Source organism: Leclercia sp. EC_58 (assembly GCF_019584355.1).
Classification (GTDB): domain Bacteria; phylum Pseudomonadota; class Gammaproteobacteria; order Enterobacterales; family Enterobacteriaceae; genus Enterobacter.
In genome coordinates this window covers 2092920-2116839 of sequence record NZ_VDAM01000001.1, presented here as the reverse complement: position 1 = coordinate 2116839, position 23920 = coordinate 2092920, and the positions used below count along the sequence as shown (strand labels likewise).

The following is a 23920-nucleotide window of genomic DNA, read 5'->3' as shown; positions in this document are numbered from 1 at the left end:
CAAAGCACGAGTAGGCCGGGTAAGGCGTAGCCGCCACCCGGCACAACCACTACGGGCGATACACCTTCACATTGGTAAAGCCCTGCTCGCGCAGATAGAGCGCCTGCAGACGGCTCATCACCCCGCGCTCACACCACAGCAGATAGGTTTTGCTCTTATCGAGATCGCCAAATTTGGTGCTCAGCTTGTAGAACGGCAGTGAGGCCACTTCCACTCCCTCCGGCTCAAACGGCTTCGCATCCTGCTCATCAACGGAGCGGATATCCAGCAGCACGTCATCCGGGCCGAAACCGTTAACGGTCTCCACTTCGACGACTTCCTGCTCGGTCTGCTGGGCGATTTCGCGGATATCGATGTTAGAGGCTTCCTCCACCACTTTATCAAGAATGGAGAAATCGAAGTTCTCTTCTTCCGCTTCGATCTTCGCCTTCACCGCTTTTACGGTTGGGCTCTTCGAGATCACGCCGCAATATTCTGGCATGGTGCGGGCAAAGTCTTCGGTACCGATCTCACGCGCCAGGTCGATGATGTGCTCTTTATCGTGAGAGATCAGCGGACGCAGGATCAGCGTATCCGACACGTTGTCGATCAGACGCAGGTTGGTCAGGGTCTGGCTGGAGACCTGACCCAGCGCTTCGCCGGTCACCAGCGCCTGTACACCGTAACGCTCAGCGACTTTCGAGGCCGCACGCACCATCATGCGCTTCAGCACCACACCCATCTGGCCGTCATCCACTTTCTCGAGGATTTCACCCACCACAGGTTCAAAGTTAATCGCGACAAAACGCACGCGGTGGGAGCTGCCGAAACGGTTCCAGAGATAGTGCGCAACCTGACGCACGCCAATTTCATGGGCAGCGCCGCCAAGGTTAAAGAAGCAGTAGTGTACGCGGCAGCCGCGACGCATCAGCATATAGCTGGAAACGCCGGAGTCAAAACCGCCAGAAATAAGCGACAGTACATCTTCCTGGGTGCCAATCGGGAAACCGCCAATCCCTTCATAGCGCCCTTTAATCAGCAGCAGACGGTCGTTTTCGATTTCCAGATGCACGGTCACTTCCGGGTTGGTCAGACGTACGCGCGCAGATTCAACGTGCTGATTCAGACCGCCACCCACGTAACGTTCTACTTCAATCGAGCTAAACTCATGTTTACCGCGACGCTTGGCGCGTACGCAGAAAGTTTTGCCTTCGATCTGATCGCGATACTGCGCCAGCGCTTTTTCGAAGATGTCGTGCAGGGAAGTGAATGGAACATCTTCCACTTCCAGAATATGGTGGATCCCCGGGATGCGGGTTAAGGCATCACGAATGTCCAGGCGCTTGTTTTCATCTTTAGCGCGGACTTCAACATGATCCCAGTGACGCACAACGGCAAGGGTCTCGTCGTAGTGCTTCAGAACGTTACGAATGTTCCCGGTTAAAATTTTAATAAAGCGCAAACGCACAGATTGGCTTTTGATGGTGATTTCCGGGAACAATTTAATGATAAACTTCATGGCGGCAATGTTTCTTTGGCAAGCATTTAAGCTTGTAATGGAAAAGTACAGCAGCCCCTTTAACCGAAGGCTGCTTCCAGGCGCGCAAGTATACCACCATCAGGCGCCTCCTGTGCACATTGCGCGTTATTTGATAATTACCCTGAGTCCGATACCATATCAGGGATAAAAAACTGAGAGTCAGACATTCACTATGCCGAAGAAAAACGATGCACCTGCCAGTTTCGAAACTGCGCTGAGTGAACTGGAGCAAATCGTTACCCGTCTGGAAAGCGGCGACCTGCCGTTAGAAGAGGCGCTTAATGAATTCGAACGCGGCGTGCAGCTGGCGCGCCAGGGCCAGGTAAAGCTGCAACAGGCGGAACAGCGCGTGCAGATCCTGCTCTCCGACAACGAAAACGCTGCCACCACACCCTTCACCCCGGATGCCGAGTAGATGGATTTTTCGAACCAGCTTCAGGCGTGTGTCGAGCGAGCTAACGACGCACTGCGCCGTTTTATAGAACCACAGCCTTTTCAGAACACTCCACTGGTTGAGGCCATGCATTATGGCGCACTGTTAGGCGGTAAGCGCCTGCGTCCTTTTCTGGTCTATGCCACCGGCAGAATGTTCGGGATCAGTCTGGATACGCTGGATGCCCCGGCCGCTGCGGTGGAGTGTGTTCATGCCTATTCGCTGATCCATGACGATCTCCCGGCAATGGACGACGACGATCTGCGCCGCGGACAACCGACCTGCCATATTAAGTTTGGCGAAGCGAATGCCATTCTGGCAGGCGATGCCCTGCAAACGCTGGCGTTTTCGATCCTGAGCGATGCACCGATGGTGGAAGTGGCGGATCGCGACCGTCTGGCGATGGTTTCGGAGCTGGCAATGGCCAGCGGCGTTGCCGGTATGTGCGGCGGTCAGGCGCTGGATCTGGAGGCGGAAGGCCGTCAGGTTAATCTGGAACAGCTGGAGCGCATTCATCGTCACAAGACCGGGGCACTGATTCGCGCCGCCGTTCGTCTGGGGGCGCTGAGCGCGGGTGAGCGAGGACGCGAAGCCTTGCCGATTCTGGATCGCTACGCAGAAAGTATCGGTTTAGCGTTCCAGGTTCAGGATGACATTCTGGATGTCGTGGGCGATACTGCAACATTGGGTAAACGTCAGGGTGCCGATCAGCAGCTTGGCAAAAGTACCTATCCCGCCCTTCTGGGCCTTGAGCAAGCCCGACAAAAAGCCCGGGACCTGATTGCGGATGCCCGTCAGTCGCTTGAGCAACTGGCTGCGCAGTCACTGGATACCTCGGCACTGGAAGCGCTAGCGGACTATATAATCCAGCGTGATAAATAACGAAAAAACCACGATGAGTCTCTGATGAGTTTTGATATTGCCAAATACCCGACACTGGCGTTGGTTGACTCCACCCAGGAGTTACGTCTGTTGCCGAAAGAGAGCCTGCCGAAGCTGTGCGACGAACTGCGTCGCTATCTGCTCGACAGCGTAAGCCGCTCCAGCGGCCATTTCGCCTCCGGGCTTGGCACGGTGGAGCTCACCGTGGCGCTGCATTATGTCTACAACACCCCGTTCGATCAGCTGATCTGGGACGTAGGCCATCAGGCTTATCCGCACAAAATTCTTACCGGCCGCCGCGATAAAATTGGCACGATTCGCCAGAAAGGCGGCCTGCATCCGTTCCCGTGGCGGGGCGAAAGCGAGTACGACGTGCTGAGCGTCGGCCACTCCTCCACCTCGATTTCTGCCGGGATCGGGGTAGCGGTCGCGGCGGCTAAAGAGGGCAAACAGCGCCGCACCGTCTGCGTCATTGGCGATGGCGCGATCACTGCCGGGATGGCCTTTGAGGCGATGAACCACGCGGGTGATATCAAACCAGACATGCTGGTTATCCTCAATGACAACGAGATGTCGATTTCTGAAAATGTCGGGGCGCTGAACAACCACCTGGCGAATCTGCTCTCCGGCAAGCTCTACTCCACCCTGCGTGAAGGCGGCAAAAAAGTGCTCTCCGGCGTGCCCCCCATTAAAGAGCTGCTGAAGCGCACCGAAGAGCACATCAAAGGCATGGTGGTTCCCGGCACGCTGTTTGAGGAGCTGGGCTTTAACTACATCGGCCCGGTAGACGGGCATGACGTACTGGGACTGGTCTCCACGCTGAAAAACATGCGCGACCTGAAAGGCCCGCAATTCCTGCATATCATGACCAAAAAAGGTCGTGGTTATGAACCGGCGGAAAAAGATCCGATCACTTTCCACGCGGTACCTAAGTTCGACCATACCAGCGGCTGCCTGCCAAAAAGCAGCGGCGGCATGCCGAGCTATTCGAAAATCTTCGGTGACTGGCTGTGCGAAACCGCCGCCAAAGACAGCAAGCTGATGGCTGTGACCCCGGCGATGCGCGAAGGCTCCGGCATGGTCGAGTTTTCCCGCAAATACCCTACCCAGTATTTTGATGTCGCCATTGCCGAACAACATGCGGTGACCTTTGCCGCGGGCCTGGCGATTGGCGGTTACAAACCGGTGGTGGCGATTTACTCCACCTTCCTGCAACGCGCCTACGATCAGGTGATCCACGACGTCGCGATCCAGAAACTGCCGGTGCTATTCGCCATTGACCGGGCGGGCATTGTCGGTGCCGACGGCCAGACGCACCAGGGGGCGTTCGATCTCTCCTTCTTGCGCTGTATCCCGGATATGGTGGTGATGACCCCGAGCGACGAGAACGAGTGCCGTCAGATGCTGTTCACCGGCTATCACTATCAGGATGGCCCAACGGCCGTGCGTTATCCGCGCGGTAACGCGGTTGGCGTTACTCTCGAGCCGCTGGCAAAACTGCCGATTGGTAAAGGCGTGGTTAAGCGTCGCGGTGAAAAGCTGGCGATCCTCAACTTCGGTACGCTGATGCCGGAAGCGGCAAAAGTGGCGGAATCCCTCAACGCGACGCTGGTGGATATGCGCTTTGTGAAACCGCTCGATGAGGCGCTGATCCTGGAGATGGCATCTGAGCACGAAGCGCTGATCACACTCGAAGAGAATGCGATTATGGGTGGCGCGGGCAGCGGCGTGAACGAAGTGCTGATGGCGAAGCGTAAAGTTGTACCTGTTCTGAACCTCGGCCTGCCGGATCACTTTATTCCGCAGGGCACCCAGGACGAAGCACGCGCCGAAATCGGCCTGGATGCCGCAGGTATCGAAGCGCGCATCGCCGCCTGGCTGGCGTAATCCCTCCCCTTTCCGCTCCTGCTATGCTTAACGGTACGTTTTAAGCAAACAGCAGGAGTGGAACCATGCAATACAATACATTAGGAAAAACGGATCTTAAGGTTTCCCGTCTTTGCCTGGGCTGCATGACCTTTGGTGAACCGGACCGGGGTAAACACGCCTGGACGTTGCCGGAAGAGAGCAGCCGTCCGATCATCAAACACGCCCTCGAAGGCGGCATTAACTTCTTTGATACCGCCAACAGCTACTCCGACGGCAGCAGCGAAGAGATTATTGGCCGGGCGCTGCGCGATTTTGCCCGCCGCGAGGAGGTGGTGGTTGCCACCAAGGTTTACCATCAGGTAGGCGATCTGCCGGAAGGCCTCTCCCGGGCGCAGATCCTGCGCTCCATTGATGACAGCCTGCGCCGCCTGAACATGGAGTATGTCGACCTGCTGCAAATCCACCGCTGGGATTACAACACCCCGATTGAAGAGACGCTGGAAGCGTTGAACGACGTGGTCAGGGCAGGCAAAGCGCGCTATATCGGCGCTTCGTCGATGCATGCCGCGCAGTTTGCCGAAGCGCTGGCACTACAGGAACAGCACGGCTGGGCGCCGTTCGTCACCATGCAGGATCACTACAATCTTATCTACCGCGAAGAAGAGCGGGAGATGCTGCCCCTCTGCTACCAGCATGGCGTGGCGGTGATCCCATGGAGTCCGCTGGCGCGCGGGCGTTTAACCCGTCCGTGGGGCGAAACCACTGCCCGCTCGGTGTCCGACGAATTTGGCAAAACGCTGTATGACGAAACCGAGGCCAACAACGCGCAAATCGCTGAGCGCTTAACGGGCGTTGCCGAGGATCTTGGCGTGACGCGCGCCCAGGTGGCGTTGGCATGGGTGCTGAGCAAACGGGGCGTTGCCGCACCGATTATCGGTGCCTCGCGGGAAGAGCAGCTGGATGAGCTGATCAACGCCGTGGATATCACCCTGACGCCGGAGCAGATTGCCGAGCTGGAGACGCCGTACAAAGAGCATCCGGTGGTGGGTTTTAAATAGATGTGAACGCATTTGTAGGCCGGGTAAGCGCAGCGCCACCCGGCAATACAAGCCGCACAGAACTATGCGAAGTGGTCGTAACCTTTCCAGTCGAGCGTCACTGGCTCGCCGTTCTGCACAAATTGCAGCCCTTCGCTCTCCGGCATAATCTGGCCGATACAGGTAAACCCAGCCCCCAGATTGGCTAACGCCACATCCAGCGTGCCGCGGTTCAGCTCGGGTACGGTAAAGCACAGCTCATAATCTTCCCCGCCGGAGAGCGCCCAACGCAGCGCCTGCTCTGGCTCCACATGCCTGCGCATCGCCTCAGAGAGCGGGAAGAGATCGAGATCGATCCGCGCGCCCACGCCGCTGGCTTTCAGGATATGCCCCAGATCGGAGATCAGGCCATCGGAGAGATCGATAGCTGAACTGGCGCGATCGCGCAGCGCCTGACCGTGCAGAATACGCGGTGTCGGGCGCAAATGGCGTTGCACGAAATAGGCCGCGTCATCGGCGTTTTCCACCATCAGGCGCTTCTGCAAAATCGCCAGCCCTGCCGCGCTGTCACCCGGCGTACCGGTGACATAAATCCAGTCGCCCGGCTTCGCGCCAGCGCGTTTCAGCGCGCGGCCTGCTGGTACGTAACCGTGGATCGCCAGGGTCATCGACAGCGGCCCGGCGGTCGTGTCGCCGCCGATCAGCTGCATATCGTAGTAGTTAAGCTGCTCAAACAGCGCGTCGCTGAAGGCTTCAAGCCAGCTTTCATCGACCTCTGGCAGGGTCAGCGCCAGGGTTAACCACGCCGGATCGGCCCCCATTGCCGCCAGATCGCTCACGTTTACCGCCAGCGCTTTGTACGCCAGATCGGCAGGATCGATATCCGGCAGGAAATGGTTACCGCACACCAGGGTGTCGGTGCTAATCGCCAGCGTCTGTTTTTCGGGGATGTGGAGAAGTGCACAGTCGTCGCCGATGCCGGTTTCCACATCGCGACGCGAGCTTCTGACTCGGTCAAAATAACGGGCAATCAGGGAAAATTCGCCACATGCCATACGTTATGCCTCAGCAAAGAAAATAAAAAAACCGGAGCCCGCACCACCCAAAGGCAGTACGACACTCCGGCTTGCGGATCACTTTTTACGGGGACGGATCGCAGGTGCAGCTTTATCCAGCACGCCATTCACAAATTTGTGGCTGTCTTCAGCACCGAAGGTTTTCGCCAGTTCGATCGCTTCGTTGATGGCCACTTTGTAAGGCACATCGTCACGTTTAGACAACTCAAACAGTGCGATACGCAGCACCGCTTTTTCAACCTGACCCAGCTCTTCGAGCAGACGGGAGAGGTACGGCTTCATCAGACCGTCGAGATACGCGCTATTAGTCGCCACTCCCGACAGCAGTTCACGGAAGTACACGACGTCAACGTCTTTGACGTCTTGTTCCGCCAGGAACTGGTATTCAACATCAGCGATGTCGTTCTGGGACAACTGCCAGGAGTAAAGTGCCTGAACGGCACATTCACGGGCGCGGCGACGAGCAGCAGGTTTCACGGAATTCCCCTTACAAAAAAATCAGGCCTTAATGGCTTTCAATACATTGATCATTTCAAGCGCGGTCAGTGCAGCTTCTGCACCTTTGTTACCGGCTTTGGTGCCAGCACGTTCGATGGCTTGTTCAATACTTTCAGTGGTGAGTACGCCGAACGCGACAGGAATTTCTGCATCCTGCGCCACGTGCGCCAGACCGTTGCTTGCGCCACCCGCAACATATTCAAAGTGCGCGGTACCGCCACGAATCACCGTACCCAGTGCGATTACCGCATCGTATTTGCCGGTTTTCGCCAGTGCGCCCGCTGCCAGTGGCAGTTCGTAAGCACCCGGAACCCAGACAACGGTAATGTTTTCGTCTTTCACCTGGCCGATACGTTTCAGGGCGTCAATCGCGCCATCCAGCAGGCTGTCGTTGATGAAGTTGTTGAAACGCGCAATGGTGATGGCGACGCGAGCGTCCGGGGTAGCAACGGCTGCTTCAATAATGTTCATACTCTTCCTTAACGGGTTCATTTGGTGGCCCCGCAGGGGGGCGGATTTTATCATAATATTTTGCGCACTGCTTCCCTATTTAGGCAAGCCTTACGCGGTGGTCAGGTGAAGACAGACATCCGGCCCAACCGGACGTATTTCGCTGAAGCTAAATGCCGGTGCATCCGCCAGTTTTTCCAGCCCTGGCAAGGCGCACAGGCCGCGCGCGTCGCTGCCTAACAGTTTAGGCGCAAGATAGACGATCAGCTCGTCCACCAGCCCCGCCTGCAACAGCGCCCCGGCAAGCGTCGGGCCAGCTTCGACCCAGATGCTGTTGATCTGCTGTTTGCCCAGCAGCATCATCAGCACCACTAAATCGAGATGTCCTTTATGCTCCGGCACCAGAATGCTGCGCACGCCTTCCGGCCAGTTGCGCGCATCTTCCTGAGTGCGGGCAAACCAGGTCTCACCTGGCTGCTGCACAATGCGGTGCTCAGGGGTAACAAGATTCTGCCGGTCGACCACAATCCGCAGCGGCTGGCGTAAATTCTCTTGCGGATAGAGTGCCTGAGTATCCGCGTTTAGCTCATACCAGCGCACGGTCAGGGCAGGATCGTCGGCCAGCACGGTGGCATGCGTGGTGAGGATAGCATGGCTTTGCGCACGCAGACGTTGCACATCGCGCCTTGCCTGTGGGGAGGTGATCCACTGGCTTTCACCGCTGGCCATTGCCGTGCGGCCATCCAGCGACGCGCCAAGTTTCAACTGCACGTAAGGGAAACCGGTCCGCATCCGCTTGAGAAAACCTTTATTCAGGCGTTCGGCTTCACTCATCATCAGGCCGTGGCTGACCTCAATCCCAGCCTCCTGAAGGCGGTACAGACCGCGCCCGGCTACCTGCGGATTAGGATCCTGCATCGCCGCCACAACCCGTGAAACGCCAGCGGCAATCAGGGCATCGCAGCAGGGTGGGGTTCGGCCATGATGGCTACAAGGCTCCAGCGTGACGTAGGCGGTTGCGCCCCGCGCCTTCTCGCCTGCCATGCGCAGGGCATGCACTTCGGCATGCGGCTCACCGGCACGGTAGTGAAAACCTTCCCCGACGATCTCGCCATCCTTCACAATGACGCAGCCGACATTTGGATTGGGATGGGTGGTAAAACGCCCGCGTTGCGCCAGCTTGAGCGCTCGCGCCATGTAAATCTCATCCAGCATGGGCTTAATCCTGTAGGCGGGCGATCTCTTCGCCGAACTCTTTGATATCTTCGAAACTGCGATATACGGAAGCAAAGCGGATATAGGCAACTTTATCGAGCTTTTTGAGCTGCTCCATCACCAGGTTGCCGATCATTTTACTCGGCACTTCGCGTTCGCCGGTAGCGCGCAGCTGGGTTTTGATGTGATTAAGCGCCATTTCAACGTCATCTGCGCTCACTGGCCGTTTTTCCAGTGCCTTAAGCATCCCGCTGCGCAGTTTTTCTTCGTTGAACGGTTCGCGGATGTCGTTACTTTTCACCACACGCGGCATCACCAGCTCTGCCACCTCAAAGGTGGTGAAACGTTCGTTACACACCAGGCACTGCCGACGGCGGCGCACGGACGAGCCCTCTCCCACGAGTCGGGAGTCGATTACTTTGGTATCCACGGCGAGACAGAATGGGCAATGCATACGGTGTCCTGACTATCGGGTTGACTGAACTCTATTTTACCCCGAACTGGCCTCACAACAAAGAAGGAGCGTTTTTGAGATAAAGGATCTATACGAACGCCTGCATCGTTGACTACCCTTAGCAGAATCCGATATTTCAGGGAAATAATTGCCATGACAAGACGTTACCTGAGGATCCTGCTGGTGGGAAGCCTCTTTAGCCTCAGCGCCTGCGCGCAGCAAAGCGAAGTTCGTCAGATGAACCAGAGCATCAGTTCGCTGAATACGACCATGAACAAGCTGAACCAGGAAACCGTCAAAATCACCCAGCAGAATGCGCTGAACGCCAAATCGACCAGCGGCGTCTATCTGCTGCCAGGGTCAAACACCCCTGCCCGACTGAACAGTCAGATCGGCACGCTGCGTATGTCGCTGATGAATGTTGCGCCTAATGCCGATGGCACCCGGGCCACGCTGCGCATCCAGGGTGAATCCAACGATCCGCTGCCAGCATTTAGCGCCACCGTAGAGTGGGGCCAGATTCAGGGCACGACCGACAGCTTCCAGGAGCTGAACGTTCAGACCCAGCTCATTAATGCCCCGGCCAGCGTTCTGGCACCCAGCGATGTTGATATTCCACTGCAGCTAAACGGCATGACGCCCGATCAGCTCGGCTTTATCCGCATCCACGATATTCAGCCCGTCGCGCAATAATCCCCCTGCGGAACGTGTTCGCGTTCCGCTCCCTTCTTTGGTTACAAACATTGGCAACAGAAATGTTTGCTATTACAATCCGCTCCGTTAAAAATACGCAAACGTGAACGCAATCGATTACGTATGTGAGAGAACTGTGAAACAACACATATTTTTGTGAGCAAGGATTCCTATAATAGGCTCCCAGAAACACGAAATATTTAGAAACGCAATTCGCGCCTTTTTCACTCCCGTCAGGGATTTCAAATCAGTGGCATTATTATGAAAAAAACATTACTCGCAGCCGGTGCAGTCCTGGCGCTCTCTTCTACGTTCTCTGTGCAGGCAGCGGAGAATGATAAACCAGAGTACGTCTCCGACTGGTGGCACCAGAGCGTTAACGTCGTCGGCAGCTATCACACCCGTTTTGGACCGCAGATCCGCAACGATACCTACCTGGAATACGAAGCGTTTGCCAAGAAAGACTGGTTTGATTTCTATGGTTACATGGATGCGCCGGTCTTCTTCGGCGGTAACACTGACGCCAAAGGTATCTGGAACCACGGTTCCCCACTGTTCATGGAGATCGAACCACGCTTCTCTATCGACAAGCTGACCGGCACCAGCCTGGCGTTTGGTCCGTTCAAAGAGTGGTACTTCGCGAACAACTACATCTACGACATGGGTCGCAACAAGTCCGGTCGCCAGAGCACCTGGTACATGGGTCTGGGTACTGACATTGACACCGGTCTGCCGATGAGCCTGTCCATGAACGTCTATGCGAAATACCAGTGGCAGAACTATGGCGCGGCGAACGAAAACGAGTGGGATGGCTACCGTTTCAAAGTGAAATACTTCGTGCCAATCACCCAGCTGTGGGGCGGTAACCTGAGCTATATCGGCTTCACCAACTTTGACTGGGGTTCAGATCTGGGCGACAACGATTTCCGTGACCTGAACGGTAAGAAAGCGCGCACCAACGACTCTATCGCCTCCAGCCACATTCTGGCGCTGAACTACGATCACTGGCACTACTCTGTTGTTGCCCGTTACTGGCACAACGGTGGTCAGTGGAACGACGACGCAAGCCTGAACTTCGGCGACGGTGACTTCAGTGTTCGTTCTACCGGCTGGGGTGGTTACCTGGTTGTGGGTTACAACTTCTGATCTGTTCCAGAAGACTAGCTTGAAAACAAAGCACCGGACGAAATGCTCGTTCGGTGCTTTTTTATGACAATACCGGTCTGCTAAAAAGTAAATGGACTGAGCCATTAGCTAATCGCCAGTAAAATCGCCACACACAGACAGCGTCGGGGGAAGGTTGAGAACATTACCAGATCTCCTGCACGTAACCGGAACGCTGTCGTTCTTTGCGTAATTTTTCAAGCTGCTTACGCAGACGTAGCCAGTAAGACACGCGTTTTGAGCACAAGCGGGTAAGTTGAATCGCCAGGTCACTTGCCCCGAGAAGTGCGCCACAGCACATGAAGATGACTGAAATCAGCGTCTCAATCGCCCTGCCGATAGCATGCCAGTTCCAGTGGAATTCACCCGCGCTCAAGGCAAAGCCAGCCCCAAACAGCAATGCAATCACCAGCATGCAAGGGGCGAAAATGAACAGAACAGAATGATAAAATGCCGCGACGCTTTGATCGCTGCGATACCAGTTTCCGTTAGTGATATAACAGCTGCCGTCAGTATAGTTATAGATACCGACTGCTTGATTACTGTGGTGGTTAAAAATAGTTAATAGGTGGTCGCCAACGCCGATAAAAGGCGCATGCACTTTATAGAAAAAGGGCAAAATTTTATTCATCTGGCTACGCCATGTCGGATCGCCCATTCGCCAGTTCAGTGATAACGGCCTTCCCTGACAAACATACACGAGCGCTATGCCGGAGTTATCAGAAATGTATGATGTCCACTCCCCCCCTCTGACCGCAGTGACCTGATGTTTTATCTCACTCAACTGCGGGCCAAAATCAGAGAAACCTTTTGGCATCGCATCAGGAAACGGCAGCGTTAACAACGAACAGCCAATATCTTTGCAAAATGCCGTATCACCGCGTTTTGCCTGTTCCAGCCTTTTCAGTAGTTCTATAACGCGTGGTGAAGTTCTCAAACACACGGCATGGAGATCCTCCAGACCATAGGTGAGCAAGATCATCGTGACAACGAAAAACAGCAGCATCATCAAATAACCTGATGTAAACATCATCGAGGCGGAAACAAAAAATACTGTGACGCTGGTAAATAGACGGATAAAAGGAAGAGATAAGGCTGGGCGTGCACCCGCCGTATTTAGCGTTACAGTGCCGTCTGTAATCCAGTCAATCCAGTAACTTCCATCGTTTAAACGATGGGTACCCATAAAGATCTGGCTGCCCGGCTTTAACAGGTCAAAGTTGACATTTTCATCAAAAAAAGACTTATCAGTATAAAAAGTATGCTGAGGTGTTATCAGGCGCAGATAGCTGCTTTTGGGATTGTTGCCCGCAGTAAAACCGTGAAACTGCAAAGTGAAATAGTGCGTATTTTTCATTAACTAACATCCGTGTTAAACGTGCAAAAAGCATCCATGATTTTAAGTCGTATGGCGAAGCTATCGCATCACTAACAGGTTCCGACGCAGCATCACCCACAGAAAATTGTTTTAACGCTTTGTCGCGATAGCCGCTTTCCAGCCGCGTAGAATTTTGGGGAGTAATAGCCAGAGGTGTATCAAACGCTGGAGCAGACCCCGTTGCACGTAGCCCTGTTTTATTAATGATAAAAAAAACCGCAGCACTGAGGCTACGGTTTTTTTAAGCAGAGGCCGGGTTACGGCAGAATAGACGGCTGATCCGCCCCTTCTTTCTCGACTTTCTGCTGGAGCAGGTGCTCACGCTTCATGCCGAGTTTCAGTGCCAGTGCGGACGCCACGTAGATGGACGAGGCCGTACCGATGGAAACACCGATCAGCATGGTCAGCGAGAAGCCTTCCAGAATCGGACCGCCGAAGAGATACAGCATCAGGATCACCATCAGGGTAGTCCCGGAGGTGATCAAGGTACGGTGCAGCGTCTGGGTCAACGACACGTTAAAGATTTCGTACGGCGTACCGCGACGGATCTTACGGAAGTTTTCACGGATACGGTCCGATACCACGATACTGTCGTTCAGCGAGTACCCGATAACCGACATCAACGAGGCCACAATGGTCAGGTCGATCTCGATATGGAACAGCGACAGAACGCCCATGGTGATCACCACGTCGTGCGCCAGAGCGATAACCACCCCGGCAGCCAGACGCCATTCGAAGCGGAAGCCGACATACGCCAGGATACAGAGCAGCGCCACCAGCAGCGCCATCGCACCGGTCTGGGCCAGATCAGCACCCACGCTCGGGCCAACGAATTCGATACGTTTTACCGTCGCATTCTGGCTGGTCGTTTCGTTAATCACGGTCACGACCTTACTGCCCAGCTCCTGGCTGCCGTTGGCATCCTTCACCGGCGGCATACGCACCATGATGTCACGGCTGCTGCCGAAGTTCTGCAGCAGCGGCTCTTCAAAGCCCGCCTTTTGCAGCGACTCGCGCATCTGGTCCATATCGACCGGTTTTTCCAGGGTGATCTCAATTACCGTACCACCGGTAAAATCGAGACCCCAGTTAAAGCCCTTCACGCCGATGATGGCGATGGACAGAATCAGCAGAAAACCTGATATGCCAAAGGCCCAGTAGTCCCAGCGCATAAAGTCCCAGACTTTACGGCCGTAGTTCAATTGTTCAACAGTATATTCCTGTGCCACAACGCACTCCTCAGATAGACAGCTTTTTAACGCGCTTGCCGCCGTACAGCAGGTTCACGATGGCACGGGTGCCGACGATAGCGGTAAACATTGACGTTGCCACACCAATACCGGTGGTGATAGCAAAGCCCTTGATCGCGCCGGTACCCACTGCATACAGGATAATAACCTTAATCAGTGTGGTTACGTTCGCATCAAAGATGGAGCTGAAAGCGCCACGGTAACCTTCGTCAATCGCCTGTTGGACTGAGCGACCATTGCTCAGTTCCTCTTTAATACGTTCGTTTATCAGTACGTTGGCGTCGACCGCCACCGCAAGAGTTAGAACGATACCCGCAATCCCTGGCATGGTCAGCGTTGCCCCCGGGAGCAGGGACATAATGCCGACAATCAGCACCAGGTTTGCAATCAGCGCAGAGGTCGCAATTAGACCAAACTTCTTGTAGAAGAAGACCATGAAGATGATGGAGATTGCCAGACCCGCCAGACACGCTTCCAGACCCTGAGTGATGTTCTGCATCCCAAGGGTTGGACCGATGGTACGCTCTTCAACAATCTGAATTGGCGCAATCAGCGCACCGGCACGCAGCAGCAGCGACAGCTGACGGGCTTCGTTCGGGTTGTTGATACCGGTGATACGGAAGCTGTTACCCAGGCGAGACTGGATATTGGCGATGTTAATCACCTCTTCCTCTTTCACCAGAACCGCACGACCGTTGGCATCTTTTTTACCGCTGTCTTTGTACTCCACGAACAGGGTCGCCATCGGTTTACCGATATTGTCCTTGGTGAAGTTAGACATGATGTTACCACCCGCGCTATCAAGCGAGATGTTAACCTGCGGCTGGTTGTACTCATCCTGGCTGGAGGTGGAGTCAGTGATGTGGTCACCGGTCAGGATCACACGCTTGTACATCACAACCGGCTGGCCTTCACGGGTCTGTTTCACTTCAGAGTCGCCCGGAACGCGGCCAGATGCGACAGCAGACTGATCGACGTTGGTGTTAACCAGACGGAATTCCAGGGTCGCGGTTGCGCCGAGAATCTCTTTGGCACGCGCGGTATCCTGGATACCTGGCAGTTCAACCACGATACGGTCAGCACCCTGACGCTGTACCAGCGGTTCAGCAACGCCGAGCTGGTTTACACGGTTACGCAGGATGTTGATGTTCTGCTGAACCGCGTATTCACGCGCTTCTTTCAGACGCTCATCGGCCATCACCGCACGCAACTGGTTGCTGCCCTGAGAAGAGAGCACCAGGTCACGATGACGCTGGGTCAGATAATCCATCGCCTGGTCGCGGGCATTGCTGTCGCGAAACGCGATGCTCATCCCGTAATTATCTTCCTTACGCACGGTGGTGTAAGGGATGCCTTTTTCGCGCAGATCGCTACGCAGGCTGTCGATATTTTGTTCCTGGAGTTTGCCCAGTGCGGTTTCCATATCCACTTCCATCAGGAAGTGAACGCCGCCACGCAGGTCGAGACCGAGTTTCATCGGCTCAGCGTTGATGGCAGCTAACCAACGCGGCGTTGCAGGAGCAAGGTTCAACGCCACGACATATTTATCACCCATCACGCCCATCAGCGCTTCACGAGCGCGGAGCTGCGTGTCGGTGGAGTCGAAGCGAGCAAGAATTGCGCCCTCTTCCAGTGCCACAGACTTAGCGGTAATTTTTTCTTCTTGTAAAGTTTTCTGGACCTGGATCAGCGTTTGCTCACTGGCGGCGACGCCGCGCGCGCCAGTGATTTGAACAGCCGGATCCTCACCATACAGGTTGGGAAGCGCATACAGCAGGCCGACGACAATGACGACGACCAGCATGACGTACTTCCACAAAGGATAACGGTTTAACACGGCAGTTCCCTTTGGGAAAAGTTAATTACAGCGCTTTCATGGTGCCTTTCGGCAGAACGGCAGCAACGAAGTCACGTTTGATCACTACTTCAGTGGTATCGTTCAGTGCGATAACGATATAGCCGTTATCAGCGACTTTGCTTACACGACCTACCAGACCACCGTTAGTCAGCACTTCATCGCCTTTCGCGATGGAGTCCATCAGCTTTTTGTGCTCTTTGGTGCGCTTCTGCTGTGGACGCAGGATCATGAAATAGAAGATCAGACCGAACACCACCAGCATCAGAATCAGAGACATCGGGCTGCCCTGCGCCGGTGCACCTGTTGCCGCTACCGCATCAGAAATAAAAAAGCTCATTAAATTTCCCTCATTAAATAAATTAATCAACGTTCAAAGGTGGAACATCCCGACCCTGTCGTTGGTAAAAATCGGTCACGAAGCTCTCTAATTTACCCTCTTCAATAGCCTTGCGTAAACCAGCCATTAAGCGCTGGTAATAGCGAAGGTTATGAATCGTGTTGAGACGCGCGCCCAGTATTTCATTACAACGATCAAGATGATGCAAATAGGCACGAGAATAATTGCGACAGGTATAGCAATCGCACTCGGCATCGAGTGGGCTGGTGTCGCTTTTATGCTTCGCATTACGGATTTTTACCACGCCATCGGTCACGAACAGGTGACCATTACGGGCGTTGCGGGTCGGCATAACGCAGTCGAACATATCAATGCCGCGACGTACGCCTTCAACCAGATCTTCTGGTTTACCGACGCCCATCAGGTATCGAGGTTTATCTGTTGGAATTTGCGGGCAAACATGCTCCAGAATACGGTGCATATCTTCCTTCGGCTCCCCTACAGCCAGACCGCCGACAGCGTAGCCATCAAAACCTATCTCTACCAGACCTTTAACAGAGATATCGCGTAAATCTTCGTAAACGCTGCCCTGAATAATGCCAAACAGCGCATTTTTATTGCCGAGGCTATCAAAACGGTCGCGGCTGCGCTTCGCCCAACGCAGCGACATCTCCATCGAGCGCTTGGCGTAGTCCCAGTCCGCCGGGTATGGCGTACATTCGTCGAAGATCATCACGATATCGGAGCCGAGATCGTACTGAATCTCCATTGATTTTTCAGGATCGAGGAAAATCGGGTCGCCGTTAATCGGGTTGCGGAAATGTACACCCTTTTCGGTGATCTTGCGGATATCACCCAGGCTGAAGACCTGGAAGCCGCCGGAGTCGGTCAGAATCGGTCCTTTCCACTGCATAAAGTCATGCAGATCCCCGTGCAGCTTCATGATCTCCTGACCAGGACGCAGCCACAGGTGGAAGGTGTTACCGAGGATAATTTGCGCGCCAGTGGCTTCAACTTCTTCCGGCGTCATCCCTTTTACGGTGCCGTAAGTGCCCACAGGCATAAACGCTGGCGTTTCTACTACGCCACGATCAAACACCAGGCGGCCACGGCGAGCGCGACCATCGGTGGTATCGAGTTCAAATTTCATTTTTTCTCCTGCACCAGAAAAACAGTCCGGCGCGTTAAATCAGTGCCGCGGACTTATTCCCCGACACGTTCATTCAAAGCCTGCGGATTGTACGTGATAAACATCGCGTCACCGTAGCTAAAAAACCGATATTTTTGTTCTACCGCAGCCTTGTAAGCATTCATGGTGTTTTGATAACCCGCAAATGCCGATACCAGCATGATCAGGGTCGATTCCGGCAGATGGAAATTCGTTACCAGCGCGTCGATCACCTGATATTGATAACCTGGATAGATGAAGATTTGTGTGTCGCCAAAGAAGGGTTCGATCAGATCGTTTTTGGCGGCCTGGGCTGCGCTTTCCAGTGAGCGAACCGAGGTGGTGCCGACGGCAATCACGCGATTACCGCGCGCTTTCGCTGCCAGTACCGCATCCACAACCTCCTGCGGCACTTCGGCATATTCGGAGTGCATGATGTGGTCTTCAATGCTGTCCACACGCACCGGCTGGAAAGTACCCGCGCCGACGTGCAGGGTCACAAACGCCATCTCAATGCCTTTTGCGCGCAGTTTTTCCAGCAGCGGTTCATCAAAGTGCAGGCCCGCGGTCGGCGCTGCTACCGCGCCAGGCTTCTGGCTATAGACGGTCTGATACAGCTCGCGGTCGGCCTCTTCATCCGGACGCTCAATGTACGGCGGCAGCGGCATGTGGCCGATGCTGTTGAGGATATCCAGTACCGGACGCTCATCGTTGAACTGCACTTCAAAGAGCGCATCGTGGCGCGCCACCATGGTGGCATTGATGCTCTCGTCATCCCCCAGCAGCAGCTCCGCGCCCGGCTTCGGTGCCTTGGAAGCGCGAATATGTGCCAGAATACGTTTATCATCGAGCATTCTTTCGACCAGCACTTCAATTTTGCCGCCGCTGGCTTTACGGCCAAACAGACGGGCCGGGATCACGCGGGTGTTGTTGAACACCAGCAGGTCGCCCGGGTTGAGCTTGTCGAGCAGATCGGTGAAGGTACCGTGCGTCAGCGCACCCGTCGGCCCATCCAGCGACAATAAGCGACAGCTACTGCGCTCCGGCATAGGATAGTGGGCAATCAGGGACTCGGGTAAATCAAAAGAGAAATCGGCGACGCGCATGGCATATACTCGTGACTTAAAAACAGGCGGCTTAGTCTAGTGCTCACACCTCTTTGCTGCAACAACTAGCCTCGCTTCGGATAACGAATCGCATGAATTTTCTCGCTCACCTGCACCTCGCTCATCTCGCTGACAGCTCCCTTTCCGGCAACTTGCTGGCCGACTTCGTGCGCGGCAACCCCGCCGAGGCGTATCCCGCCGACGTGGTGGAAGGCATCTTCATGCACCGCCGGATTGATGTCCTCACCGACAACCTGCCCGAGGTCAAAGAGGCAAAGGAGTGGTTCCGCCCGGAGACCCGGCGCGTGGCGCCCATTACGCTGGATGTAATGTGGGATCACTTTGTCTCCCGCCACTGGGCTCAGCTCTCCCCGGAGATGCCGCTGCCGGAGTTTGTCCGCTACGCCCATGCGCAGGTGGCGATCATTTTGCCCGATTCACCGCCGCGTTTTGTGAATCTGAATAGCTATCTGTGGTCGGAGCGCTGGCTGGAGCGCTATAGCGAGATGGATTTTATTCAGCGGGTGCTTAACGGCATGGCCAGCCGCCGTCCGCGTCTCGATGCCCTGCGCGACTCCTGGCAGGATCTGGATGCCCATTACGACGCCCTGGAGACCCGTTTCTGGCAGTTTTATCCGCGGATGATGGAACAGGCGAAACATAAGCAGCTTTAATATAAATGTGATTGATAGGTAAAAGCTGGGTTAACGATTGTCAACGCCTCTTTGTCTTTCAGGTGAACACTCTCTATACTGGCCCTCGTTGCGTTCTAAATAACCTTAGTAATCACAGGAGAATCATATGGTTCTGGTAACTCGTCCGGCTCCGGATTTTACAGCTGCAGCCGTTCTGGGCAACGGTGAAATCGTTGAGAACTTCAACTTCAAACAGCACACCAACGGTAAAGCCACCGTTCTGTTCTTCTGGCCGATGGACTTCACCTTCGTTTGCCCGTCTGAGCTGATCGCGTTCGACAAGCGTTACGAAGAGTTCCAGAAGCGTGGCGTAGAAGTGGTTGGCGTCTCCTTCGACTCTGAGTTTGTACACAACGCATGGCGTAACACCCCTGTCGACAACGGCGGCATCGGTCCAGTGAAATACGCGATGGTTGCAGACATCAAACGCGAAATCCAGCAGGCTTACGGTATCGAGCATCCGGACGCGGGCGTTGCCCTGCGTGGTTCCTTCCTGATCGACGCGAACGGCATCGTGCGTCACCAGGTGGTGAACGATCTGCCGCTGGGTCGTAACATCGACGAAATGCTGCGTATGGTTGACGCGCTGCAGTTCCACGAAGAGCACGGTGAAGTGTGCCCGGCTCAGTGGGAAAAAGGTAAAGAAGGTATGAACGCGTCTCCAGACGGCGTTGCTAAATACCTGTCTGAGAACGTATCCAGCCTGTAATTGGCACGGTTTACGAAAAAGGCCCGCTTATGCGGGCCTTTTTTTATGCCTTACGCTGTGTCTCCCGCCAGATGCGCCAGGCCATACCTGCCAGCAAAATCACGCCCGCAATCAGCACGCCCCACACCAGCAGCGTGTTCATCTTGCTCTCCCGCTCGGCCGCGGAGGTGGCGGTCAGACGCCCCTCGCCGCCTAACGCGACATTATCCTGAATGTCAGCCTGCGGCAGGTTTGCCATATCATAGGTTTTGCGCAGATCGGCAGGGATCAGCATGTCGGGCTCCACACTGGCAGGCTTTGCCGCCCCATTGCCCCAGGCAAGCACGTACGGCGCTTTCCCCTGCGCGTTGAACACCAGGTCATAGCGGTCGCGATGCCCCATGACGCTCGGCAGGTATTCTGGTAAACGCGCATTCAGCGTCGTGATTTTCACCGCCTGCACCAGGCCCCCGTTAAGCGAAACCGGTGGAGACATTTTCCCCTCCAGACGGTAGAGAACCACTTTTTTCAGCGGGTGCCATGCCTCTTTTTCGCTACTCCGCCACGCTATCTCCACGGGAAGGACGCCATCGCCATTCAGGGAGATGCTGACAGCACTTAGCGGCTGCGGCCGCGTCCAGTGCCACTGAACTTCACTTGTCGATAACTGTTCTCCTTCCCCCTCCAGGCTGATCTCTTCCGGGGCCGCCTGGGCAGGTGCGCTAATTGCGTTTACGCCGGTCAGGGTTATCTCCTGGCTCTGCGTATTCAGCACCACCATGAGATAGCGATTCGCATCGGGAGATAAAACCATATCGGTATCGATCCGGTCGAGCTTAAGGCGATCCTGGCCACTGACCACGTCCAGCAGGGGCATATCCTCGCGCAGGGTATACCAGCGCTTAAGATCCTCGCTGTAATAAACCGACGCCGTTCCCTGCCACGGCGTCTGAGGACTATTCCAGAGCAGCTGCAACTGGGACAGGGCCATCTCGCCCGTCGCCTGCTCCGGCAAGGTCAGCAGATAATGTTGCCCGGCTGCGGCGGCTTTTTGCCCCTCGAGCACAATCTCTACGCCGTTTCGGGAGCGGAGCAGGATTTTATCGCTATCCTCATCCCCGCGCGCAGGTGCAAGCGGCGAGGCGTTCAGAGGAAAGAGGCGAAGTGGTGTGGATTGCACTGACGCCTGCGGACGCGTCGCGGTGACCAGGCTGAAGGGAACCGGCTCGCCCGACTGATTAAAGACGCGTACATCGTGCAGATCGGGTGACGTGCTCTGCTCATAGACGGCAAGCGGCAGCATCACCCGATACCACTGGGAAGGGACGGACGTATCCAGTGAACGCCCAAAGGCATAGTCCCGGGGCGATTCCGTTTGTCCCTCGTCGCAAAACGCCGGGCCGGAAAGCACCAGCAGCGCGCTACACGCTACCGCTTTCATCCATTTCATTTTTCATCTCCTGTTTTGGGCGGCAGCGGTGAGAAGTAACCTACGATCAGTACCAGGATCGCCACGCCGATAAACGCCACCGCGCGCGACAGCCCGCCTCCGCCCGCGCTGTCTACCAGCATCAGTTTAACCATCACGACACCCAGCAGCGCAGCGCCGCAAAGCCACTCCTGCCGGGAAGCTCGACGGGTGGCATGGATCATGACCACCAGCGCGCTCAGCATCCAGAACAGGGCAAAACAGGTCTGGACAAGCCGGGAATCCCACAGCGAGGCCATATTCCAGGCCACGTCGCCATACCAGGCCAGCGCGCGCATTAGCGCACCGTTAAGCCACCAGAAGCCAAACGCCATAAGCGCGACGGCAGGCCACGGGCGGGCTTGCGAAAGCCGCGCGGGATAGTAACGATCCACCGCCCGATAAAAGACCACCAGCCCCAGCAACGCGAACGCGGCACCTTCTTCAAGCGGGTTCACCAGCGGCAGCCAGGTCTGTCGGTAGACCACGCCGTCCTGGAAATTGGTGACGACCAACAACACCAGCAGCGCCACGACAACAGGGATCGGAGCCAGGCAGGCGTATAGCGCAGGCCACTCCCGGAACGGCCACCCGCGACGCCGTACCGCCGCAGAGAGCGCCATAATCAAACCGCCACCCGCGGCCATAGCCAGTCCACTGCCCCAGGCCGCCATTCCCCACGGCAGCGACCGGGCAAACCAGTAAAGCTCAGCGGCCAGCGCCAGTAAAATCATCCAGAACAGCGACAGATGCAGACCCATCGCGATGCGCGGCAGGAGTCTTTTACCGTCGCGCCGCAGCAGCATCAGTGCGGCAGGAAGCGCAACGCACCAGGCCAGATTTGACCAGCCAGCGGCAAAGATCTGCTGATGCCAGATCTGATAAGCCATCATCAGCAGCATCAGCGGCCAGAGCAGCCATTTGCTGGCATCCAGCTCCCGCCACGCCAGACGAGCGGCCGCCTGCCGCCAACCCAAGACCGACGCGGCCGAGAGCGCCAGCACGCCTGCCAGAACAGATAATTCCTGCTTCAGCATCAGCTGCGACGCGCCAGATAGCGCCACGATCCAGAACAGCAGCCCGCCGGCCAGCAGTACCCAACTGACGGGCAGAACGATTTCCCGCCACAGCCAGGCCGCAGCCAGCCAGCAAAGACTGAGAACGGCGAAGATAAGCAGCAGGCTCAGCGACGTAACACCGTTCGTTTGCGCCCACAGCGCGCTACCCAGCGCCAGCACCAGCAGCGCCGTCCCGCTATAGCTCATGCGCCGCTGCTGCTGTTGCACGCCCAGCCAGAGGATACCCAGCCCCTCCAGCGCCCAGGCCATCGCCGTCCAGCGCGCCGACAGCGCCAGCGGAATGGCGAGCGTGGCAAACCCGCCGCCGATCGCCAGCGCCGCCATGACCAGCGGCCGTCCGAGGGAGGGATAGCGCCGCAGGGCAAGGAATGCGAGGGTAAGATAAAATGCGCCGTAACCCAGCGCGCTGAGCGCCGGGCCGTAGGTCCAGTGCTGAGTCATGCCGTACTGCATTCCAAAACCAACCAGCGGCGGGGCAAACAGCAGCACGCCGTCGATAATCTGCTTCCCTTTCTCCTGTGCCCGCAGCGACAGCGCCACGCTCAGCACGCCGAATATCAGCGTATTGGCAATCAGGAACAGCTGGCAGACCCCATAGTCTTCAGGCCGGTAGTCGTTCAGTCCCCACAGGCCACCCACGCCGAATGTAAACAGCAGCCCGAGCAGATTCAGCTCGCGCCAGTGCTGCCAGATACTGATAGCGAGAATGCCGATGGAAAGCAGGAGGTAGAAAGAGAACAGCGCCACAAAGCTGCCGCCTCCGGTAGACAACAGCAGCGGCGCAAGATACCCACCGAGACTCGCAAGCATAGCGAGGCTCAGGGCCCTCTGCAGCACCGCCAGCCCGACGCTCGCCGCGCAAATGACCACCAGCAGCGCAAAGGCCAGCGTCATCGGCAACATCTGCCAGAGCCGGAAAGCACCAAAGACGGTCAGATAGAGGATGCCTGCCGCTCCACCCTGGAGGATCAGCGAATAGACGCGCTGTCTGTGCCGCAGCCGCCACCCGAGGGCCAGCAGAACCATGGCAAACAGCGCCGTCGCGGCCAGGCGAAGCTCAAGCGGGAAAAGGGAGTGCTCGACGGTATAGCGCAGGAGGAATGAAAGACCGAGAAAAAGCAGCAGGATCCCAAGCTTCGCCAGCGGATTGCCCTGCATGAACCAGCGCACCAGCGACGTCAGTATGCCGCCAAAGGCAGAAGGCTGTTTTGCCGCGGGCGCGGGAGCCGGAGCGGTTGCGGGTTCTGCCGCGGCAGCAGGAATATCCGGGCGCCAGGGGTCGACAGGTGCGGGCGCGTCGTCAACCACTGGCTCAGCCACGACCACCGGCGCAGCGGCCTGTTCAGGCTCCGGTGCTTTCTCTGCCACGCCGCGCTGCTCAAGAGCCTCAATACGCTGGCGCAGCCGGGCGATCTCCTGTTTCGCCGCCGTGCTTCGATTAAATCCGATCACCGCAAGCACGGGCGCAACCACCAGCGCAAAAATCAGGAACAGACAGCCAAGGATGTAAAGCTCGTCCATGTTTCCACCTTCACCGTTAACGATCCGTTAAGATTGACACAAATCGTTGCATTTACGCCATCTTAAAAGGTGGGAACCGTTC

Annotated in this window: 22 protein-coding genes; 8 read left to right on the top strand and 14 right to left on the bottom strand. The window is 56.1% G+C overall.

Annotated elements, in window-relative coordinates; all coding sequences use genetic code 11:
* Nucleotides 1–49: 49 nt before the first annotated feature.
* On the bottom strand, nt 50–1498 hold the full coding sequence (gene thiI / locus FHC51_RS10275; protein WP_103824034.1) for a tRNA uracil 4-sulfurtransferase ThiI: 1449 nt from the start codon (nt 1496–1498) through the stop codon (nt 50–52).
* A 193-nt stretch (nt 1499–1691) separates the two neighbouring features.
* Between thiI and xseB the strand changes: the two genes are divergently transcribed.
* The 4 genes from xseB to FHC51_RS10255 all read left to right on the top strand — a co-directional run bounded on the left by xseB (nt 1692) and on the right by FHC51_RS10255 (nt 5761).
* The gene (xseB, locus tag FHC51_RS10270; protein ID WP_103824033.1) at nt 1692–1934 is read left to right on the top strand and encodes an exodeoxyribonuclease VII small subunit; all 243 of its coding nucleotides are present in this window, start codon (nt 1692–1694) and stop codon (nt 1932–1934) included.
* Nucleotides 1935–2834: a (2E,6E)-farnesyl diphosphate synthase gene (gene ispA, locus FHC51_RS10265; RefSeq protein WP_103824032.1), complete on the top strand. Its 900-nt coding sequence runs from the start codon at nt 1935–1937 to the stop codon at nt 2832–2834.
* Between the two features lie 24 nt (nt 2835–2858).
* A complete protein-coding gene (gene dxs, locus FHC51_RS10260) occupies nt 2859–4721 on the top strand; it encodes a 1-deoxy-D-xylulose-5-phosphate synthase (RefSeq protein WP_114387789.1) in 1863 nt (620 codons plus the stop codon).
* A 65-nt stretch (nt 4722–4786) separates the two neighbouring features.
* Nucleotides 4787–5761, top strand: a complete 975-nt coding sequence (locus tag FHC51_RS10255; protein WP_220435451.1) for an aldo/keto reductase — start codon at nt 4787–4789, stop codon at nt 5759–5761.
* A gap of 62 nt (nt 5762–5823) precedes the next feature.
* Here FHC51_RS10255 and thiL read toward each other — a convergent pair whose 3' ends face one another.
* The 5 genes from thiL to nrdR form a co-directional block, all read right to left on the bottom strand.
* Nucleotides 5824–6795: a thiamine-phosphate kinase gene (thiL, locus tag FHC51_RS10250; RefSeq protein ID WP_220435450.1), complete on the bottom strand. Its 972-nt coding sequence runs from the start codon at nt 6793–6795 to the stop codon at nt 5824–5826.
* Between the two features lie 78 nt (nt 6796–6873).
* Nucleotides 6874–7293: a transcription antitermination factor NusB gene (nusB, locus tag FHC51_RS10245; protein WP_032616814.1), complete on the bottom strand. Its 420-nt coding sequence runs from the start codon at nt 7291–7293 to the stop codon at nt 6874–6876.
* 21 nt (nt 7294–7314) lie between these two features.
* Nucleotides 7315–7785: a 6,7-dimethyl-8-ribityllumazine synthase gene (gene ribE / locus FHC51_RS10240; RefSeq protein WP_039032362.1), complete on the bottom strand. Its 471-nt coding sequence runs from the start codon at nt 7783–7785 to the stop codon at nt 7315–7317.
* 90 nt (nt 7786–7875) lie between these two features.
* Nucleotides 7876–8979, bottom strand: a complete 1104-nt coding sequence (gene ribD / locus FHC51_RS10235; protein ID WP_220435449.1) for a bifunctional diaminohydroxyphosphoribosylaminopyrimidine deaminase/5-amino-6-(5-phosphoribosylamino)uracil reductase RibD — start codon at nt 8977–8979, stop codon at nt 7876–7878.
* 4 nt (nt 8980–8983) lie between these two features.
* Nucleotides 8984–9433, bottom strand: coding sequence for a transcriptional regulator NrdR (gene nrdR, locus FHC51_RS10230; RefSeq protein WP_103178462.1), 450 nt, complete (start codon nt 9431–9433; stop codon nt 8984–8986).
* 153 nt (nt 9434–9586) lie between these two features.
* Between nrdR and FHC51_RS10225 the strand changes: the two genes are divergently transcribed.
* Both FHC51_RS10225 and FHC51_RS10220 read left to right on the top strand, forming a co-directional pair.
* Nucleotides 9587–10126 (top strand): DUF3251 domain-containing protein, encoded by a 540-nt coding sequence (locus FHC51_RS10225; protein WP_103178461.1) that lies wholly within the window; start codon nt 9587–9589, stop codon nt 10124–10126.
* Nucleotides 10127–10387: 261 nt separating this feature from the next.
* On the top strand, nt 10388–11272 hold the full coding sequence (locus tag FHC51_RS10220; RefSeq protein ID WP_103824024.1) for a nucleoside-specific channel-forming protein Tsx: 885 nt from the start codon (nt 10388–10390) through the stop codon (nt 11270–11272).
* A 163-nt stretch (nt 11273–11435) separates the two neighbouring features.
* Here the strand turns inward: FHC51_RS10220 and FHC51_RS10215 are convergent, their stop codons facing one another.
* The 6 genes from FHC51_RS10215 to queA all read right to left on the bottom strand — a co-directional run bounded on the left by FHC51_RS10215 (nt 11436) and on the right by queA (nt 18387).
* Nucleotides 11436–12647, bottom strand: a complete 1212-nt coding sequence (locus FHC51_RS10215) for a hypothetical protein (protein WP_220435448.1) — start codon at nt 12645–12647, stop codon at nt 11436–11438.
* A 278-nt stretch (nt 12648–12925) separates the two neighbouring features.
* The gene (gene secF / locus FHC51_RS10210; protein ID WP_114387795.1) at nt 12926–13897 is read right to left on the bottom strand and encodes a protein translocase subunit SecF; all 972 of its coding nucleotides are present in this window, start codon (nt 13895–13897) and stop codon (nt 12926–12928) included.
* 10 nt (nt 13898–13907) lie between these two features.
* Nucleotides 13908–15755 (bottom strand): protein translocase subunit SecD, encoded by a 1848-nt coding sequence (gene secD, locus FHC51_RS10205; protein ID WP_220435447.1) that lies wholly within the window; start codon nt 15753–15755, stop codon nt 13908–13910.
* 25 nt (nt 15756–15780) lie between these two features.
* On the bottom strand, nt 15781–16113 hold the full coding sequence (gene yajC / locus FHC51_RS10200; protein ID WP_032616800.1) for a preprotein translocase subunit YajC: 333 nt from the start codon (nt 16111–16113) through the stop codon (nt 15781–15783).
* 22 nt (nt 16114–16135) lie between these two features.
* A complete protein-coding gene (tgt, locus tag FHC51_RS10195; RefSeq protein ID WP_114315774.1) occupies nt 16136–17263 on the bottom strand; it encodes a tRNA guanosine(34) transglycosylase Tgt in 1128 nt (375 codons plus the stop codon).
* 53 nt (nt 17264–17316) lie between these two features.
* Complete coding sequence (gene queA, locus FHC51_RS10190; RefSeq protein WP_103824019.1) at nt 17317–18387, bottom strand: tRNA preQ1(34) S-adenosylmethionine ribosyltransferase-isomerase QueA; 1071 nt, start codon at nt 18385–18387, stop codon at nt 17317–17319.
* A 92-nt stretch (nt 18388–18479) separates the two neighbouring features.
* Here queA and acpH point away from each other — a divergent pair, with 92 nt between their 5' ends.
* Nucleotides 18480–19061 carry an ACP phosphodiesterase gene (gene acpH / locus FHC51_RS10185; RefSeq protein WP_103824018.1) on the top strand — a complete coding sequence of 194 codons (582 nt, stop codon included), beginning with the start codon at nt 18480–18482 and terminating at the stop codon, nt 19059–19061.
* Between the two features lie 127 nt (nt 19062–19188).
* Nucleotides 19189–19791 carry a peroxiredoxin gene (locus FHC51_RS10180; RefSeq protein ID WP_040076949.1) on the top strand — a complete coding sequence of 201 codons (603 nt, stop codon included), beginning with the start codon at nt 19189–19191 and terminating at the stop codon, nt 19789–19791.
* Between the two features lie 43 nt (nt 19792–19834).
* On the opposite strand, the gene FHC51_RS10175 is transcribed toward FHC51_RS10180, so the two are convergent.
* Both FHC51_RS10175 and FHC51_RS10170 read right to left on the bottom strand, forming a co-directional pair.
* Nucleotides 19835–21220, bottom strand: a complete 1386-nt coding sequence (locus FHC51_RS10175; protein ID WP_220435446.1) for a DUF3999 family protein — start codon at nt 21218–21220, stop codon at nt 19835–19837.
* The gene (locus FHC51_RS10170) at nt 21217–23838 is read right to left on the bottom strand and encodes a DUF2339 domain-containing protein (RefSeq protein WP_220435445.1); all 2622 of its coding nucleotides are present in this window, start codon (nt 23836–23838) and stop codon (nt 21217–21219) included. Before FHC51_RS10170 ends, FHC51_RS10175 begins: the two co-directional genes overlap by 4 nt.
* Nucleotides 23839–23920: the final 82 nt, after the last annotated feature.

Bases quoted from the DNA above. Each gene is read 5' to 3' on its own strand.
- thiI (WP_103824034.1), bottom strand. From the start codon at position 1,498: ATGAAGTTTATCATTAAATTGTTCCCGGAAATCACCATCAAAAGCCAA.
- xseB (WP_103824033.1), top strand. From the start codon at position 1,692: ATGCCGAAGAAAAACGATGCACCTGCCAGTTTCGAAACTGCGCTGAGT.
- ispA (WP_103824032.1), top strand. From the start codon at position 1,935: ATGGATTTTTCGAACCAGCTTCAGGCGTGTGTCGAGCGAGCTAACGAC.
- dxs (WP_114387789.1), top strand. From the start codon at position 2,859: ATGAGTTTTGATATTGCCAAATACCCGACACTGGCGTTGGTTGACTCC.
- FHC51_RS10255 (WP_220435451.1), top strand. From the start codon at position 4,787: ATGCAATACAATACATTAGGAAAAACGGATCTTAAGGTTTCCCGTCTT.
- thiL (WP_220435450.1), bottom strand. From the start codon at position 6,795: ATGGCATGTGGCGAATTTTCCCTGATTGCCCGTTATTTTGACCGAGTC.
- ribE (WP_039032362.1), bottom strand. From the start codon at position 7,785: ATGAACATTATTGAAGCAGCCGTTGCTACCCCGGACGCTCGCGTCGCC.
- ribD (WP_220435449.1), bottom strand. From the start codon at position 8,979: ATGCTGGATGAGATTTACATGGCGCGAGCGCTCAAGCTGGCGCAACGC.
- nrdR (WP_103178462.1), bottom strand. From the start codon at position 9,433: ATGCATTGCCCATTCTGTCTCGCCGTGGATACCAAAGTAATCGACTCC.
- FHC51_RS10225 (WP_103178461.1), top strand. From the start codon at position 9,587: ATGACAAGACGTTACCTGAGGATCCTGCTGGTGGGAAGCCTCTTTAGC.
- FHC51_RS10220 (WP_103824024.1), top strand. From the start codon at position 10,388: ATGAAAAAAACATTACTCGCAGCCGGTGCAGTCCTGGCGCTCTCTTCT.
- FHC51_RS10215 (WP_220435448.1), bottom strand. From the start codon at position 12,647: ATGAAAAATACGCACTATTTCACTTTGCAGTTTCACGGTTTTACTGCG.
- yajC (WP_032616800.1), bottom strand. From the start codon at position 16,113: ATGAGCTTTTTTATTTCTGATGCGGTAGCGGCAACAGGTGCACCGGCG.
- tgt (WP_114315774.1), bottom strand. From the start codon at position 17,263: ATGAAATTTGAACTCGATACCACCGATGGTCGCGCTCGCCGTGGCCGC.
- queA (WP_103824019.1), bottom strand. From the start codon at position 18,387: ATGCGCGTCGCCGATTTCTCTTTTGATTTACCCGAGTCCCTGATTGCC.
- acpH (WP_103824018.1), top strand. From the start codon at position 18,480: ATGAATTTTCTCGCTCACCTGCACCTCGCTCATCTCGCTGACAGCTCC.
- FHC51_RS10180 (WP_040076949.1), top strand. From the start codon at position 19,189: ATGGTTCTGGTAACTCGTCCGGCTCCGGATTTTACAGCTGCAGCCGTT.
- FHC51_RS10175 (WP_220435446.1), bottom strand. From the start codon at position 21,220: ATGAAATGGATGAAAGCGGTAGCGTGTAGCGCGCTGCTGGTGCTTTCC.
- FHC51_RS10170 (WP_220435445.1), bottom strand. From the start codon at position 23,838: ATGGACGAGCTTTACATCCTTGGCTGTCTGTTCCTGATTTTTGCGCTG.